Source organism: Micromonospora sp. WMMD1102 (genome assembly GCF_029626265.1).
Lineage (GTDB): Bacteria > Actinomycetota > Actinomycetes > Mycobacteriales > Micromonosporaceae > Plantactinospora.
Map to the genome: position 1 here is coordinate 4,115,749 of NZ_JARUBN010000001.1, position 13,913 is coordinate 4,129,661.

General features: G+C 73.1%; 14 protein-coding genes. 10 read left to right on the forward strand and 4 right to left on the reverse strand.

Features of this window, described 5'->3' with window-relative positions; genetic code table 11:
• The first annotated feature begins 17 nt into the window (after positions 1-17).
• The 7 genes from O7626_RS18270 (at position 18) to acpS (ending at position 6,078) form a co-directional block, all read left to right on the forward strand.
• Complete coding sequence (locus O7626_RS18270) at positions 18-1,385, forward strand: ATP-grasp domain-containing protein (RefSeq protein ID WP_278062368.1); 1,368 nt, start codon at positions 18-20, stop codon at positions 1,383-1,385.
• A 72-nt stretch (positions 1,386-1,457) separates the two neighbouring features.
• Positions 1,458-2,756 carry a diaminopimelate decarboxylase gene (locus O7626_RS18275; RefSeq protein WP_278062369.1) on the forward strand — a complete coding sequence of 433 codons (1,299 nt, stop codon included), beginning with the start codon at positions 1,458-1,460 and terminating at the stop codon, positions 2,754-2,756.
• Positions 2,743-3,000, forward strand: coding sequence for an acyl carrier protein (locus tag O7626_RS18280; protein WP_278062370.1), 258 nt, complete (start codon positions 2,743-2,745; stop codon positions 2,998-3,000). The genes O7626_RS18275 and O7626_RS18280 overlap by 14 nt, the downstream gene beginning before the upstream one ends.
• Before the next feature lie 5 nt (positions 3,001-3,005).
• Positions 3,006-3,860 carry a hypothetical protein gene (locus O7626_RS18285; protein ID WP_278062371.1) on the forward strand — a complete coding sequence of 285 codons (855 nt, stop codon included), beginning with the start codon at positions 3,006-3,008 and terminating at the stop codon, positions 3,858-3,860.
• Positions 3,857-4,480: an acyl-CoA dehydrogenase family protein gene (locus O7626_RS18290; protein ID WP_278062372.1), complete on the forward strand. Its 624-nt coding sequence runs from the start codon at positions 3,857-3,859 to the stop codon at positions 4,478-4,480. Before O7626_RS18285 ends, O7626_RS18290 begins: the two co-directional genes overlap by 4 nt.
• On the forward strand, positions 4,473-5,726 hold the full coding sequence (locus tag O7626_RS18295; protein WP_278062373.1) for an acyl-CoA dehydrogenase family protein: 1,254 nt from the start codon (positions 4,473-4,475) through the stop codon (positions 5,724-5,726). Before O7626_RS18290 ends, O7626_RS18295 begins: the two co-directional genes overlap by 8 nt.
• The gene (acpS, locus tag O7626_RS18300) at positions 5,710-6,078 is read left to right on the forward strand and encodes a holo-ACP synthase (protein WP_278062374.1); all 369 of its coding nucleotides are present in this window, start codon (positions 5,710-5,712) and stop codon (positions 6,076-6,078) included. The genes O7626_RS18295 and acpS overlap by 17 nt, the downstream gene beginning before the upstream one ends.
• A gap of 218 nt (positions 6,079-6,296) precedes the next feature.
• Here acpS and O7626_RS18305 read toward each other — a convergent pair whose 3' ends face one another.
• Complete coding sequence (locus O7626_RS18305) at positions 6,297-7,079, reverse strand: LuxR C-terminal-related transcriptional regulator (protein WP_278062375.1); 783 nt, start codon at positions 7,077-7,079, stop codon at positions 6,297-6,299.
• Between the two features lie 192 nt (positions 7,080-7,271).
• On the opposite strand from O7626_RS18305, the gene O7626_RS18310 reads away from it, so the two are divergent.
• Positions 7,272-7,472: a hypothetical protein gene (locus O7626_RS18310; protein ID WP_278062376.1), complete on the forward strand. Its 201-nt coding sequence runs from the start codon at positions 7,272-7,274 to the stop codon at positions 7,470-7,472.
• 63 nt (positions 7,473-7,535) lie between these two features.
• Here O7626_RS18310 and O7626_RS18315 read toward each other — a convergent pair whose 3' ends face one another.
• Positions 7,536-7,994, reverse strand: coding sequence for a hypothetical protein (locus tag O7626_RS18315; protein ID WP_278062377.1), 459 nt, complete (start codon positions 7,992-7,994; stop codon positions 7,536-7,538).
• A gap of 324 nt (positions 7,995-8,318) precedes the next feature.
• On the opposite strand from O7626_RS18315, the gene O7626_RS18320 reads away from it, so the two are divergent.
• Both O7626_RS18320 and O7626_RS18325 read left to right on the forward strand, forming a co-directional pair.
• Positions 8,319-9,455 carry a sensor histidine kinase gene (locus O7626_RS18320; protein WP_278062378.1) on the forward strand — a complete coding sequence of 379 codons (1,137 nt, stop codon included), beginning with the start codon at positions 8,319-8,321 and terminating at the stop codon, positions 9,453-9,455.
• Positions 9,452-10,102, forward strand: a complete 651-nt coding sequence (locus tag O7626_RS18325) for a response regulator transcription factor (RefSeq protein WP_278062379.1) — start codon at positions 9,452-9,454, stop codon at positions 10,100-10,102. Before O7626_RS18320 ends, O7626_RS18325 begins: the two co-directional genes overlap by 4 nt.
• 456 nt (positions 10,103-10,558) lie before the next feature.
• Here O7626_RS18325 and O7626_RS18330 read toward each other — a convergent pair whose 3' ends face one another.
• Positions 10,559-10,903 carry a peptidase inhibitor family I36 protein gene (locus O7626_RS18330; protein WP_278062380.1) on the reverse strand — a complete coding sequence of 115 codons (345 nt, stop codon included), beginning with the start codon at positions 10,901-10,903 and terminating at the stop codon, positions 10,559-10,561.
• 173 nt (positions 10,904-11,076) lie between these two features.
• Positions 11,077-13,776, reverse strand: a complete 2,700-nt coding sequence (locus tag O7626_RS18335; RefSeq protein ID WP_278062381.1) for a hypothetical protein — start codon at positions 13,774-13,776, stop codon at positions 11,077-11,079.
• Between the last annotated feature and the right edge of the window lie 137 nt (positions 13,777-13,913).

Here is a 13,913-nt window from a genome sequence, read left to right on the forward strand (position 1 = left end):
CCACTTCGAGGACGGCGATGGACACCAGCTACCTGCGTACCCTCAAGACCAACCTGCTCGGCGCACCGGACGGGCGCCTGGTCCTGGTCTGCAACTTCGAGGCCGAGAACTGGTGGGCCGAGGGACACGTCGGGCTGCCCGCGCCGCGCTTCTCGGCGCCGACCTCGGTGGTGGCCCGGATGGAGGAACACGGCATCCTGCTGGCCGGCGCGGACGACGTCCTGCTGCTCAAGCATCCCCTCGACCCGGGATACCGGGAATACCTGTCCCGGCTCGGGATGCCGCTGCCGACCGTACTCGTGCCGGAGAACGTCCGCGCCGACCGGTCGACCACCGAGGACGTACTCGACTCCCCCGAGCTGCTCCGGCGGCTGGCCGCCCTCGGCGCCGCCGGTGCCCGGCTGCTGCCGATGGGCACCACGGTGCTGGAGCAGAAGCTCGCCGACCGGTGCGGGCTGCCGCTCGCGGTCCCCGACGCGACCACCTTCACCCGGGTCAACAGCAAGATCTACTCCCGCCGGCTGACCGAGGCCGCCGGGCTGCGGGCCGTGCCCGGCGACTGCTGCGAGACCCGCGACGAACTCGCGGCCGTACTCGGCCGGCGGCGCGCCGCGCTCACCGACGGCGTCCGGCTGGTGGTGAAGGACGCCTACGGGGTCTCCGGCAAGGGGCTGCTGCTGCTGGACCGCCCCGAGACGGCGGACCGGCTGCTCCGGATGGTCGACCGGCGGGCCGAGCGGACCGGCGACGACCGGTTGCACGTGGTCGTCGAGGAGTGGGTGGAGAAGAGCCACGACCTTAACTACCAGCTCACCGTCACCGGTGACGGCCGGGTCACCCTCGACTTCGTCAAGCGGGCGATCACCGAGAACGGGGTGCACAAGGGACACCTGATGCCGGTCGCGCTCACCCCGGCGCAGCACGCCGAGCTGACCCGCGCGGTCGAGGCCGTCGGCGCCCGGCTGCACACCGACGGGTACGCCGGGGTCGTCGGGGTGGACGCGGTGGTCGCCACCGGCGGCGAGCTGTACCCGGTGCTGGAGATCAACGCCCGGCTGAACATGTCGAGCTACCAGGGCGGGGTGACCGAGCTGTGCCAGCGCCCCGGGCAGGTGGCGCTGGCCAAGCACTACCCGCTGCGGCTCGCCGCGCCGGTCCGGTTCGCCGAGGTCGCCCGCACACTCGCCCCGGTGCTGGACCGCGACGACGGGCAGCGGTTCGTCATCACCTGCTTCGGCACGGTCAACGCCGACGCCGACCGGCCACCGCCGTTCGACGGCCGGCTCTACGCCCTGCTCGTCGCCGCCGACCAGGCGGGCCTGTCGGCACTGGACGACGCCGCGCGGGCCCTCCTCGCCGGCCTCGCACCCGAGCGGTCCCGGTGACCGGCCCGACGCCCGGCCGGTCCCGATGACCAGCCTCGAACCCGAGCAGCCCCGACGACCGGAGGAGCGCCGATGACCGGAATCTACGCCGAGGTGGCCGAGCGGTTCGGCACCCCGGTCTACGTCTACGACGGCGACCTGCTGCGCCGCCGGTACGCGGCACTGCGCGACCGGCTCCGCGCCGACGTCGACGTCTTCTACTCCGCCAAGGCGAACCCGAACCTCAGCGTCTGCGCGCTGTTCGGCGCCCTCGGCGCGGGTCTGGAGGTCTCCTCGCTTGCCGAACTGGTCACCGCCGAGCGGGCCGGCGTCGACCCGGCCGACATGATCTTCCTCGGTCCGGGCAAGTCCGCTGAGGAGCTGCGGGCCTGTTGCGAGCGCGGCATCTACGCGGTGGTCTGCGAGTCGCTGGACGAGGTCGTCGCGCTCGACGCGCTGCCCGGGGCCGACGGTATCCGGGTCGTGCTGCGGGTCAACCCCGACTTCGACACCCACGGCTCCCGGCTGGCGATGGGCGGCAAGCCGCGCCAGTTCGGCATCGACGAGGAGATCCTGCGCGACGGTCCGGCCGCGCTGCACCGGCTGCGCCGGGTGCGCGTCGCCGGGATCCACGCCTACCTCGGCACCCGCATCCTCGACGCGGCAACGGTCCGGCACAACACCCGGGGCGTACTGGCGATGGCCGAGGAACTCGGCAAGGCGCTCGACATCCCGCTGGAGATGGTGGACGTCGGCGGCGGCTGGGGCGTGCCGTACTTCGACAACGAGACCGACCTCGACGGCGACGCCGCGGTGGACGGCGTCAACGACGAGGTGGCCGCGTTCCGGGACCGTCACCCGGAGACCCGGATCGTCACCGAGCTGGGCCGCTACCTGGTCGGCTGGTGCGGCACCTACGTGGTGCGGGCCCGCTACGTCAAGCGTTCCAAGGGCGAGTGGTTCGTGGTCGCCGACGGCGGCACCAACCACCACATGGCCGCCGTCGGGGTCGGCAGCTTCGTCAAGCGCAACTTCCCGATCCGGTCGCTGAGCCGGCCCGGCGCCCCGGCCGAGCACGTCTACAACGTGACGGGTCCGCTCTGCACCCCCGGCGACGTGGTCGGCAAGCAGGTCCGGCTCCCCGAGGTACGCCCCGGCGACCTGCTCGGGGTGGAGCGCTCCGGCGCGTACGGCCCGAGCGCCTCGCCGGTGCTCTTCCTCAGCCACGGCCATCCGGCCGAGGTGCTCCTGCTCGACGGCACGGCGCACCTGATCCGCGGCCGCGACACCGTCGAGGACCTGCTCCGGCCGCAGCGCCTGGTCACGCTCCCCGTGCCGGCGACCACCACCACCGCCTCACCCGAAGGGACCAGCAGCCATGGAGAACAGTAAGATCATCGCCGACATCGAGCGGGCGCTGAGCGAGGTACTCCAGCGACCGGTGTCGGGCATGCCGAAGGAGACCCGGCTCTTCGAGGACCTGCACCTGGACTCCACCTCCATCCTCGAACTGCTGATGGCGCTGGAGGACAGCGTCGGCATCGAGGTCGACCCGGAGAACCTGGAGATGTCCGACTTCACCTCGCTGGAGACCCTCGCCGACTACGTCGCCAGCAACCTCGACGGCAACGCCTGATCCCCATGCCGCTGTCACTGTCATCCGCCGCGCTGGTGCTGGAGCCGGGCAGCGTCCCGTACCGGCCGGATCCCGACTGCGCGATCTTCGAACGTGACCTGCTCGTCCGGTTCGGCATCCAGCGCGACGAGGAACGGCTCCGGCAGGGCGCGAACGTCGGCTTCACCGAACTGGCCGAGGCCGTGATCGAGAAGCTGCCGTTCCGGCTGGCCAGCCCCGACCTACTGGTCTTCGCCTTCGGGCTGCCGGACATGATCGCGCTCAAGCACGTGGCCCAGCGGGTCGGCTATCTGCTCGGCGGCGGCAGCCACTGCTTCGCCGTCTCCGAACAGGGACTCCGGGCGCCGTTCACCGCCCTGCGGGTGGCCGACGCGTTCGCCCGCTCCGGCCGGTGCCGCACGCTCGCCCTGGTGGTCTGCGAGCAGAACACCTTCGCCTATCCCGACCCGTTCGTCGAGGAGAACAAGGTGCCGAACTCGGCGGCCCTGCTCTACTTCGACGACACCGGACGGTACGAGTTCGCCGGTACCCGGATGGCGCACCGGGACACCCCGCTGCGCACCCTGCTCCGGTCGGTGGCGACGGATCCGGTGACCGGTCCGGACCCGGACTCCACCCTGCTCGTCGCCGGTTCCTGGGCGAGCTCCGACGACCTCGCCGACACCGGCTGGCCGGTGCACCGCGCCGCGGCCGGACCGTACTGCACCGGGGTCTGGCTCGAACTCGCGCGCCACCACCAGGAGTGGGCCGAGGCGTACCGGTCGGTGGTGCTCTGCGACACCGATCCGCGTACCGGACAGAGCCAGGTCGCCGTGCTGCGCCGGCGACCCGCCGCACCGACCCCGAGGAGAGCGCCGTGACCGCTGCCCTGACCCACCGGCTCGGCGTCGCCGGATATCCGCGCGCCCTGGACGACCTGCACCGCGGCGTCCACCCCGACGTCCTGGTACCGGCACCGACCGGCCACGTCGCCGCGTCGGTGGCGGCGCTGCCCTCGGCGCTGCCGACCGCGCTGCACCGCTTCGGCCTCGCCGTGGCACCTCCGGCCGGTGACGCCGACGGGCCGGCCGGCGCGGTACCGGCCGAGGTCGCCGACAGGTTCGCCACCGGCCTGCTCGATTTGCACCGGGCGGTGCTCCGCCGCGCCTTCGACCAGGCGGTACGCCACCTCGGCGAGCGCAGTTCGGAGGGAGCTTCGCTGCTGGCCCGCCAACTCGTCCAGGCGCAACTCGCCGACATCGCGATGGCGCTGCGCGAGGACGAGGTGATGCCGCCGGAACGGCGCTGCGGGGACGCCGCCGCGCGGTGGCGTACCCACCAGCGGCTCGTAAGGCTCGGCCGCACCGTGCTCCACCTCTTCGGCGCCGCCGGGTTCCTGCTCGACGGCCCGGCCGGCGAGCTCTACCTGGCGGAGGTCACCGGCAACCTGTACCTGCACCCCGGAGCGCCGGGGCCCGACACGGAGGACCGCGATGCCTGAGCCGCTCGACGACACCCTGCGCGAGCTCGACGGGTTCTGCGCCGAGGTCTCCACCGACTTCCGCGAGCTGGGCCGGTTGCTGGACCGGGACCCGGACGTGATCGGCGACCACCTGGACCGGCCCGGGGTGCGCCTATCCCGGTTCTGCGCCATCCCGCCCCGGTACTGGCCCGGCCAGGAGGCGCCGGCGAACCTGGTCGGTCTGCTGCGGACCGTGCTGGGGCAGAGCGTGGCCTGGGAACGCCTCGCCTACGGCGACCCCAACGTGTGGCTGGCCAGCCCCGGCCCGGCGCTCTCCGGCGGCGTCGTCGACGTGCTCGGCACCGCCGAACAGGCCGACCGGTACTACCACCGGCTCGTCGCCGAGCCGCAGCACACCTTCTTCGGGCTCACCGAGCCGACAAAGGGCTCCGCCGCGACCGAACTGACCACCACGCTCACCCCGGCCGCCGACGGCGACGGCTGGATCCTCGACGGCGAGAAGTGCTACATCGGCAACGGCGCCCGCGCCGAGTTCGGGGTGGTCTTCTGCCGGCGGGCGCCCGGACCGCTCGGCATCGAGGCCGTACTCGTCGACACCGACACCCCCGGCTTCAGCGGGGAACTGCTCTCCACAGTCGGCCTGCGGGGTGCCCGGATCAGCCGGATCCGGTTCGACGGTGTCCGGGTGCCCGCCGAGAACCTGCTCGGGGCGCACCTGCGCCGGACCCGACGCGGCCTGTACGGCGCGACCCAGGTGCTGTACAGGGCCCGGCCCACCATCGCGGCGATGGCGCTGGGCTGCGCCCAGGCCGTCTGCGACTACGTGCTGGCGCAGCGTCCCGCGCTCGCCGGCGCCGCCCGGTCGGACCTCGACGACGTGCTGGACCGGATCGCCGCGGTGCGCCGGCTCATCCGGCAGGGTGCCGCCGACGTGGACCGCGGTGCGGTGAACAGCCACCGGCTCGGCGCGGCCAAGGCACAGGCCGCCCGGCTGGCCGAGGAGGCGACGCTGCTCGCCGCGCGGCTGCTCGGTCCGGCGGCGCTGGTGGAGCATCCCTGGCTGGAGAAGACCTACCGCGACGTACGCGCCTTCGAGATCATGGAGGGCACCAGCAACCTGCACCGGCTGTCAGTCTTCCGGGGCGTGCTGAAGGGCAACTTCCTGGCCCCGCCCGAGCCCGGCGACGCATCCGCCGCACCCGGGTCCGGCGAGTCGCACAGCACGCCCGAGCTGGCCGGGAACGGTCGTGCGGCTCGGCGTTGACCTGATGTCCGTCGACGAGCTGGACCGGCTCGCCGGGCGGGCCTGGTTCACCCGGTACGCCTTCGCCGACGTCGAGTTGGCGCACGCCGACCGACTGTCGGGTCAGCGCCGTCGGGAGTTCCTGGCCGGCCGGTTCGCCGCCAAGGAGGCCGTGCTGAAGGTCCTCGGGACGGGGCTGTTCGAGGGCATCGCACCGTGCGACGTCGCCGTACTGTCCCGTCCCGGCGGTGCCCCGCAGGTCGAGCTGCGCCGGGCGGCGACCGTCGCCGCCGAACGGGTCGGCGTCGGTCAGGTCACGGTCTCCATCACGCACAAGCGCGGCCTCGTCGCCGCCGTCGCACTGGGCTGGTGAGCCCCGCCGCCTGCCGCGCCACCGAGGGCCGCCGAGGGCCACGGCGGGCTGAGGTAGGGCCGGTGCGGTCTGGGATATGTTCCGGGCAGCCGGCCGGTGTGGTCTGGCCTGTCGGGGCAGCCAGCCGGTGTGGTCTGGGCTGTCGGGGCAGCCGGTTGGTGCGGTCTGGGCTGTCGGGGCAGCCGGCTGGTGCGGGTACGCGCCGTGCCGGGTGTCGGTCACTCGCTCCGGCCGGTCGCGTGCAGCCGCCGGGCCAGGCCCACCCGGTTGCGGACGTCGAGCTTGGCGAAGACGTGCGTGAGGTGCATCTCGACCGTCTTCTCGGTGACGAAGAGCGCGGCCGCGATCTCCCGGTTGGTGAGTCCGTCACCGGCCAGCTCGGCGACCTGCCGTTCCCGGTTGGTCAGGGCGGCCGGCACGGCACGACCGGCCCGGCGCTGGCTCCGGCGGGACCGGGCCGTGGCGACGGGCGGGCCACCCGGCTCCGGCGCGGCGACGCCGGATGCTCCGGTGGCGTCCTCGGATCCACCCGGCCCCGACGGGTGCCCCAGCGGAACGTCGAGCACCACCACCAGTGGGCCGCCTGTCGACAGGTAGGGCTCCAGGAGGGCGTGCACCGCATCGACAAGCGGATACGCCTGGCCGGGTCGGCCGGGCCGCACCCGGCCGCCGGCCGGACCGGCCGGGAGCGGTACACCGTCCGGCGGCGCGGCACCGGAGAAGACGCGGATCTCCCGCGCCCCGGCCAGGCGGGCGATCTCGGCGAGCAGCCTGGTCCGGCCGATCCCGGGTCCGCCGGTGACCTCGACGACGTGTGCGCCGTCGTCGAGGTCGCCGAGGATCTCCTCGATCCGCCGTCCCCCTCCGTCCGGCTGCCTCGCCGGGCTCGCGTCGACGGTGTCGCCCCGTCCGGCACACCACTGCCCGGGGCGGCACCGTGCCAGCTCACCGGAACGGGTGGCGCCGACCGGGTCCCTGGTGAGTTCGCTGCGCTCAGGCAATTTCGGCTCTCCGTCCATGCCGTCGACGACGTGCCTTCCCCAACCCGAACCGTCCGGCGCGCACGCACCGCGATCCGACCCTGCGGTCCCACGGGTCGTCGGGGAGGTTGAAAAGGTTCAATGAAGAAGCGTATGCAGCCGAGCTGAACCACGGATGGACACACCCTGGACGACAGAGGGTGAAGTTGATCGATGTTGTCGACGAATCGCGGGCGCCCCGCCGTACGGCGCTCGACCCGTCGACAGCCAGGTAGCCCGGCTCCCACCCAGGAGAAGGGCGACAGTTCCGCCCGCTGCCGCAATCTCGACGTGGCTCGGCGACTCCTCGCCGAGGAGTACGCGCGGGGTCGACTCCTCGATCCGCGTGCGGCGTTCGCCGACGACCGGCACTGACTGGCCTTCCCCGGTTGCCTGCCTACCGTCGCCTGACCGGGAGGTCCCCGCGCCCTCGGTGGTTCACCGTCGGGCCAACCGGCGGACGAGCACCGCGAGCAGTCCGGTGATCAACCCGACCATGAGTCCGGTGAGCAGGCTGCTGGCGCTGGTCGTCAACCGGAACACCAGTTCTTCCGTGCCCGGGGAGAGCTGGTCGGCGAGATTCCCGCCCAACCGCGGCGGCCGGTTGCCGAAGACGTCCGACCAGAAGAGGTTGTGCACCACCGCCACCCCCGCGCCGTAGAGCCCGCCGACCGCCAGCAGCGTGATCACCGGTGACGGGATCCGCCGGAGCACGGCCACGGCCAGCCAGACCAGCGGCGGTCCGAAGACCAGGAGGGCCTGCACCGGCCAGCCGACGCGCCCGCCCGCGTCGTGTACGAAGACCCGCGGCATCGCCAGCGCGGCCAGCCCGACGAGCTGCCAGAGCGGCAGGCCGAGCCGGTGGCGGCGGCGTGTTTCCGGAACGTTGACATCCATGGCCAGAACGCTAGGTCCGGCGGCCGGCCGAGCCATCCGCCGAAAAGAGTCGGCCAGGTCGCTTCCGAGCGGCCGTCGCCCGTCGTCCCTCGCGACACTCGCGCACGCGACCGCCGCGGCACCTCCGCAACCGGCCGTCGCCCGTCGGCGACACCGGCGACGCTCCGGGGCGAACGCGGCCGACGTCGCCGGCTCGTAGCGTTGCCACACGCAGCCGTGATCGGCACCGGAACCGGAGGGCGGAAAGGTGACACCGGGGACAGACCACACCACACCACACCGCTACGGCGTCGCGACACGTCCGGGCGGGCATACGATCCGAAGATGGCCGTGAGCTGGCGCTCTCCGAGCGCCCGGATGATCGACGCGGTGCTGTTCGTCGGCGTCACGGTGGTGCTGTCGGTCGTCGTCTCCGCCGACCAGGCCGGTTCCCGGTCACCGGACGTCCTGGCGTACCTCTGGGCGGTCGGGCTGGGCGCGCTGATGCTGATCCGGCGTACGATGCCACGGCTCGTGCTGGGCCTGACCGCGTTGGGGTTCTTCACCTACTACATCGCCGGGTTCCCCGCGGTCGGTGTGGCCGTACCCATCTCCGCCGCGCTCTTCTCCGCCGCCGAGGCCGGTCACCTGCGCGCCTCGGTGCTCACCGGTGCGGCCGTGCTGACCGCCTCGACCGCGTTCCGGGTCGCCTCCGGACAGTCCGCGTCGTTCGTCCTCGGCTACGAGTTGGCCAGCCACGCGGCGCTGATCGCCGCCGTCATCGCGCTCGGCTACAGCGTGCGGGCCCGCCGCACCCTCCAGCGGCGTACGGCGCAGGTGGTCGGCCTGGTCACCCGGCAGACCGCCATGGACACGGCGGCACACGCCCGGGAGAAGCGGCTCCGGCTGGCGCGTGAACTCCACGACTCGATGGGCCACTCGCTCTCGGTCGCCTCGCTCTTCGCCGACGTGGCGCGCGAGGCGGACGGCAGCCGTCGGAGCAGCGCCCTGGACCAGGTCAGATCCGCTGTCTCCGAGGCGATGACCCAGCTCCGGTCGACGGTCACGCTGCTGCGTTCCGCCGACGGCGAGGCCCCGGCCGAAGCCACCCTCGACGACCTGCCCCGGCTGCTGGAGGGACCCGCCTCCGCCGGCTACGACGTGACGCTGCACCGCGCGGAGGTCTCCGCGAGCCCCGACGTGCAGACCTGCGTCTACCGGATCGTCCAGGAGTCGGTCACCAACACCATGCGGCACTCCAACGCCACCCGGATCGAGGTCGGCCTCGCCGCCGAGGACGACGTGCTGGAGGTGACCGTGCGGGACAACGGCAGCGGCGGTCGGGCCGCCCGCTTCGGCGCCGGCCACGGGATCGGCGGCATGCGCGAGCGGGCGGAGGCGCTCGGCGGCACCCTCTCCGTCCACTCCGGATCCGACGGTTGGCGGGTCCGGGCCACCCTTCCCGGAAAGGCGAGATCGTGATCCGGCTGCTCATCGTCGACGACCAGCAACTCGTCCGGGCGGGCCTGCGCGCGCTGCTGGAAAACAGCGACGACATCGAGATCGTCGGTGAGGCCGCGAACGGCCGCGAGGCGATGGCCCACGGACGCGCCACGCGCCCCGACCTGTTCCTGATGGACCTGAAGATGCCGGTCATGGACGGCATCGCCGCCACCGCCGCCATCCGGGCCGATCCGCTGCTGCGGGACACGCCCGTCCTGGTCCTGACCACCTTCGACGACCGGGACGACGTGCTGGACGCCGTCCGGGCCGGCGCCACCGGCTATCTGCTCAAGGACATGGACGCCGACGCGCTGCGCTCGGCGGTACGCGCGGCCGTCGCCGGTGAGTCACCGGTCAGCCCCCCGGTCGCCCGGCAGATGATGGCCGAGCTCGCCCGGATGCCGTCCCGCCGGGCCCGCGCCCAGGAGACAGCCGGGCTCACCGACCGGGAGCGGGAGATTCTCGCGCACGTCGGGCGGGGGCTCAGCAACGAGGAGATCGGCCGGGCCCTGTTCCTCAGCCCCGACACCGCCCGCACCTACGTGAGCCGGCTGTTGACCAAGTTGTCGGCCCGGGACCGGGCCCAGCTCGTGGTGCTGGCACACCGGGCCGGACTGGTGGACTGAACTCGCCCGCCGGCGAGTTCCTTGGTCACCCCGCGCGGTCGGCCGACGGCACGCGGTCGACGGACGAGCCGTCCTCGGAGACCGACGGGCGCGGCGTGGCCCGGGCGTCGTCCCGGACCAGCGCAGCAACGCGGTGAACGCGAGCGCGGACGTCACGGCTCCGCCGAGCAGGCGCACCCATCGCCGCCGCGCCGGCCCGGGTCGCCCTCGCCCTGGCCCGGGTCGCCGCCGCGCCGGGCCGCCGGGTGTGTTCAACAGCGCAGCTCAAGCAGTTGAACAGCGGAGCGAGGTCCCCGGTCGTCGACGGGGTGCCCGGTGTGCCCCGGCGCGGCCGGGTAGGGGTGGTGCCGGTGAGGCACGGCAGGCGACCGCAGGCGGGCACCGAGTACCCGCCTGCGATCGCCGCATCTGCTGTCGGGGCAGCCGCGCCGGCACGTCAGGCCCCGGGTCGCAACCCTAGCGCTGGACCCAGACGCTCTCCGGGCTGAAGGAGCCGAGGTCGGAGATGCTGGAGTTGGCGGGGACCTGGTAGGGGCCGCCGAGGCAGTCGTCGTTCATGAACATGGCCGCGCTGCGACCGTGCGTGTTGACCACGGACCTGGCCCGGTCACCCCATCCCTCGTCAACCAGGCTGACACAGGTGCCGCTGGGGTTGAGCGAGGTCACCGAGTACTTCGCACCGGTGAACCCGACTCCGTCGTACAGGCAGAGCGCCTGGGACAGGCAGGTGCTCTGGGCGCTCGCGGACACCGGGCCCGCCGACGCGGCGGCGGAGGTACCGAACAGAGTCACCATCGACATACCGACGACGAGAACAGAGGAACACAGACGCCTGACCAACACATCGACCTCCATCGAGCTGGGGATGTTGGATCGGAACTTTAACGACGTTCCGGTCGATGCGGCAGCGGGCACAATTGCGCGCTACGCGGTAGTCGGCGGATTCCGTGGACCGATACGCTGGCGGGGCCGGATCAGCCCGCCGACACCACGCCGGTCAGCACCGTGCTCGGCACCGGCCCTTCCGGCATGCCGGCGAATCGCAGCTCGACCGACTCGTCCGGCTCGGCCACCGAGTCGGTGACGGTCGGCACGGTCACCGCACCGCTTGTCGCGTCCGCCTCGATGAAGAGGTACGGCGACAGCCAGGTCTCCGACAGCGGCCGTTCCGGCTCCACCGGCTCCAGCGTGCTCTGCACGAACCAGTCCGGGTCGACGTCGGTGGTGGACAGCTCCACGCCGACGGCCGGACCCCTTGGCTCGGTGAACAGGTAGATTCCCGCCTCGGTCAGCGCCGACGAGGAGAAGCGCCAGGTCAGCGTCCCGCCCTCGGCGACCCGGGCGGAGGCGGACTCGACCGAGAGAACCGGCTCCGGGTCGTCGTCGAGTGTCGACATCCCGCCGAGATAGCTGCCGACCACCAGGCCCTGCTCCGCCTTGGCGGTCAGGGTCCGATTCTCGGTGTAGTTCCACAGCGTGTCGGCGGTGACCTCGACCGGCACCGGGATGCTCTGCTCGCCCGGCCGTACGCTGGCCAGCCAGGAGCGTCTGGTGAACGTCGTCGCGTCGAGGAGGAACAGCCGTACCACGCCGCCGCCCGAGCCGAGAACGCTCACCGGGATGTCGTACGTCCTCGTTCCGGAGTCGCCCTCGCTGACGCGCAGGTTGCCGACGTCGATCCGGGGCAGGGAGGTCGGGATCGGGTCGGGGGTGCCGGGCTGCCAGCCCCAGGCGTCGAGCAGCCAGGCCCGGCCGGTGCCGCCGCTCGGGGACAGTTCGAGCGCGGCCAGTGTCGGCGGTGCGTCCCCCAGTGGCACGCGTAGCTCCTGAGCCCAGTACGACGTGGTGTTGGCCGTGCCGGGGAGACCGTCGACCCGGACCTCGCCCAGCCTGCCGCGGCGGCCGTCCGGACCGACGACGGTGACGTCGAACCGGGTCCCGCTGCTGTTCGGCGGGACGATCACGCGCAGTGCGATGGCGTCGGCGTCGGCGAGGCCGACCGGCCGGGGCGGGGCCAGCCGGATCGGGCGACCCGCTCCGGCCGACCAATCCAGCGCTGCCGCATACCGGCCGGGCTCGGGAACGGTCCAGAGGAACGGCGCGAAGTGCGCCCGCAGGGCGTTCCGGTCCTCCGGGTCGAGACAGGAGCGCTGCGCGTCGTCGGTGACCTGGTCACAGATCCGCCCGCCGACGGAGACCACCGTGGACGGCTCCGGGGTGACCAGTGGGGTACGGTAGCCGCCGAGCGCGTGGCTGTGCACCCGGGCCGGGTCGGCCGAGGGCGCCCGCTCGCCGCTGCCGTCGAGCAGCGGTCGGACCCGGTCGTCACCGGCCACGAAGAGCCGCGCGGCGGCGGCGACGTAGGTGGCACCGACCGTCTGCTGCTGCGCCGGGGTGAGCCGGGTCGGGGTGCCCGGGGAGCAGACGGGGTCGTCGGCGGTCCGGAAGTCGTCGTCGGACGGTGCCACCGACTGGCCGGGCGTCCACTCCGTGTTGAAGAAGTTGTGGTTGGCGCCGACGACGTACAGCGCGCTGTGCAACGCCCGGCCGTGGCTGAGCCCCCGGGTCTCGTCCACGAACATCTGACCCTGTAGGTCGGAGACGTCGCCGTCGCAGCCGGGCAGCATCGTCACCGACGGGACGTCCGGCACCGGATCGTGCCCGAAGAGGGTCGGACCGACGAGCAGCAGGCCGCGGACGTTCCAGCGGACCTCCCCGCCGTAGCCGTCCTGCCCGGCCGGCGGCGGGGTGAGCGAGTCCAGCGCCGCCCGGCCGACCCCCTCGCCGCCCCGGGAGTGACCCACCAGGAGTACCCGGGACAGGTCGGCGGGCGGCGCGGCGCGGACGATCGCCGGGGCGGCGGCCTGGCCGGCACCCGTCCAGTCGGCCCACCTCGCCAGATGCAGCCGGACCAGCGAGGAGCGGGCCTGGGCACCGCCGTCCGGGACTCCCCAGTCCTGCCCGTTGATTCCGTTCGCCGAGACGGAGACGCTCAGGTAACCCTGCGAGGCGAGCAGCCGCTGGGCCTGTAGGTAGCCGCGGTGGCTCGGAATCGGCTCGGTACCGGCCGGGCAGGGCCATTGCTGCGGCACCTCCGTCGCGCCCGAGTAGCAGGAGTCGTGCCGGCCGTGCAGGAACAGGGCGAGTGGCCGGCTGCCGGGCGCGTTCTGTGGCGCGACCACCACCGCCCGCATCTCGACCCGCTCCGGAAGATCGGGCAGTTCCACGGCGGGCAGCTCGTACTCGCCGGTGACCGACCCGTACGGCCCGGCGAGGCCGGGATCGACCGCTGCGGCCGGCTGGCTGGCCGGCACCGTGGGCGCCGCCGTCCAGCGCCGGTCGCCGGCCGGCGGGGCCTGGTCGAGCCGCCGGCCACCGGCCCGCACCGTCAGCTGGCCCGGCTGGAGGGACCCGGGCACGGCGAGGCTGAAGGTCCGGCCGTCCGGGTGCGGGCGGGCCCTGCCGAGCCGCTTCTCGCCGGACCAGAACTCCACGTCGGCGTCGCCCATCGGCACCCGCCGCGCCGACCGCCAGGTCAACTCGCCGTCGGCGATCGACCAGCCGGCGACTGCCGGGCGCGGGGGCGGAGCCCCGGGAGGACCGGCGGACACCTGCCCCGCCGTCCCAATCAGCAGCGCCAGGAGCAGCACGGTCGAAACCAGAAATCTACGCATGTGAATATTTCTATCCCATGCGCGCAACTGTCGATACCTGTGTCAGGGCCTGTCCGGAATGGAGCGTGCAGGCCGGAATCGAGGCCGGATCCAGCACCGGAATCAGGACCAGCGTCAAGACCAGCGCCAGCGCCGGG

Excerpts from the sequence above, each read along its gene's own strand:
- O7626_RS18280 (WP_278062370.1), top strand. The coding sequence starts at position 2,743 with ATGGAGAACAGTAAGATCATCGCCGACATCGAGCGGGCGCTGAGCGAG.
- O7626_RS18275 (WP_278062369.1), top strand. The coding sequence starts at position 1,458 with ATGACCGGAATCTACGCCGAGGTGGCCGAGCGGTTCGGCACCCCGGTC.
- O7626_RS18310 (WP_278062376.1), top strand. The coding sequence starts at position 7,272 with ATGTTGTCGACGAATCGCGGGCGCCCCGCCGTACGGCGCTCGACCCGT.
- O7626_RS18285 (WP_278062371.1), top strand. The coding sequence starts at position 3,006 with ATGCCGCTGTCACTGTCATCCGCCGCGCTGGTGCTGGAGCCGGGCAGC.
- O7626_RS18315 (WP_278062377.1), bottom strand. The coding sequence starts at position 7,994 with ATGGATGTCAACGTTCCGGAAACACGCCGCCGCCACCGGCTCGGCCTG.
- O7626_RS18330 (WP_278062380.1), bottom strand. The coding sequence starts at position 10,903 with ATGTCGATGGTGACTCTGTTCGGTACCTCCGCCGCCGCGTCGGCGGGC.
- O7626_RS18320 (WP_278062378.1), top strand. The coding sequence starts at position 8,319 with ATGGCCGTGAGCTGGCGCTCTCCGAGCGCCCGGATGATCGACGCGGTG.
- O7626_RS18295 (WP_278062373.1), top strand. The coding sequence starts at position 4,473 with ATGCCTGAGCCGCTCGACGACACCCTGCGCGAGCTCGACGGGTTCTGC.
- O7626_RS18335 (WP_278062381.1), bottom strand. The coding sequence starts at position 13,776 with ATGCGTAGATTTCTGGTTTCGACCGTGCTGCTCCTGGCGCTGCTGATT.
- O7626_RS18270 (WP_278062368.1), top strand. The coding sequence starts at position 18 with ATGGACACCAGCTACCTGCGTACCCTCAAGACCAACCTGCTCGGCGCA.